Consider the following 1,121-nt stretch of genomic DNA (forward strand, 5'->3'; position numbering starts at 1 on the left):
GCCGACGGCGGCTATCTCGTGCCGTTCGAGGCCGAGGCCGAGATCGGCCGCCGCCTCGCCGTGCTCTCGCCGGTGCGGGCGCTCGCCAGCGTGCGCACCATCGGCGCCGGCACCTACCGCAAGCCGTTCATGACCTCCGGCCCGGTCTCCGGCTGGGCGGCGGAGACCGCGGCGCGGCCGCAGACCGACAGCCCGGTGCTGGCCGAACTCGCCTTCCCGGCCATGGAGCTCTACGCCATGCCGGCGGCCACCACGGCGCTGCTGGAGGATGCGCGGGTGAACGTGGAGGAGTGGCTGGCCGGCGAGGTCGAGCAGAGCTTCGCTTCCCAGGAGGGCACCGCCTTCGTCTCCGGCGACGGCGTGGGCAAGCCCACCGGCTTCCTCAGCTACACCAAGGCCGCCGAGAGCGCCTGGAGCTGGGGCAAGGTGGGCGTCGTCGCCACCGGCGCGGCCGGCGCCTTCCCGAGCGCCACGCCGGCCGACCCGCTGATCGACCTCGTCTATGCGCTCAAGGCGCCCTACCGCCAGAACGCCACCTTCCTCATGAACCGCCGCACCCAGGCGGCGGCGCGCAAGCTGAAGGACGAGAACGGCAACTATCTGTGGGCGCCGCCCCCCGGCGCGGGCCAGAGCGCGAGCCTCATGGGCTTCCCGGTGGCCGAGAGCGAGGACATGCCGGACATCGCCGCCGACGCCCATGCCATCGCCTTCGGCGACTTCCGCCGCTTCTATCTGGTGGTGGACCGCGCCGGGGTGCGGGTGCTGCGCGACCCCTATTCCGCCAAGCCCTATGTGCTGTTCTACACCACCAAGCGGGTGGGCGGCGGCGTGCAGGACTTCGACGCCGCAAAGCTGCTGAAGTTCGCCGCCTGAGGCCTGCCCCGCCGTCGCCCTCCGGCTTGACCGGAGGGCCCATGCTGCGGCCGGGGCGCGGTGGGGAAGGGCGTGGATGCTCCGGTCAAGCCGGAGCATGACGGCGGCTAGTTTGGGCGGGACGCGGCGGGCGCCCGTCGTCCCGCCTCACCGCCCCGCCAGCGCCTTCAGCCGTGGCGTCGATCCAGTCGCGGTGGAGCGACACCAGCGTGACGCCGGTGACGCCGCCGCAGCCGCGGGCGCCGCCG

The 1,121-nt window shown here is 73.7% G+C and carries 1 protein-coding gene; it reads left to right on the forward strand.

The window, feature by feature from the left end; genetic code table 11:
* Positions 1–873, forward strand: an 873-nt coding sequence (locus tag AC2W7M_RS26035) for a phage major capsid protein (protein ID WP_486136047.1), incomplete at its 5' end; no start/stop codon positions are given.
* Between the last annotated feature and the right edge of the window lie 248 nt (positions 874–1,121).

The organism is Xanthobacter sp. BG11Y11_SDJG, from assembly GCF_057364445.1.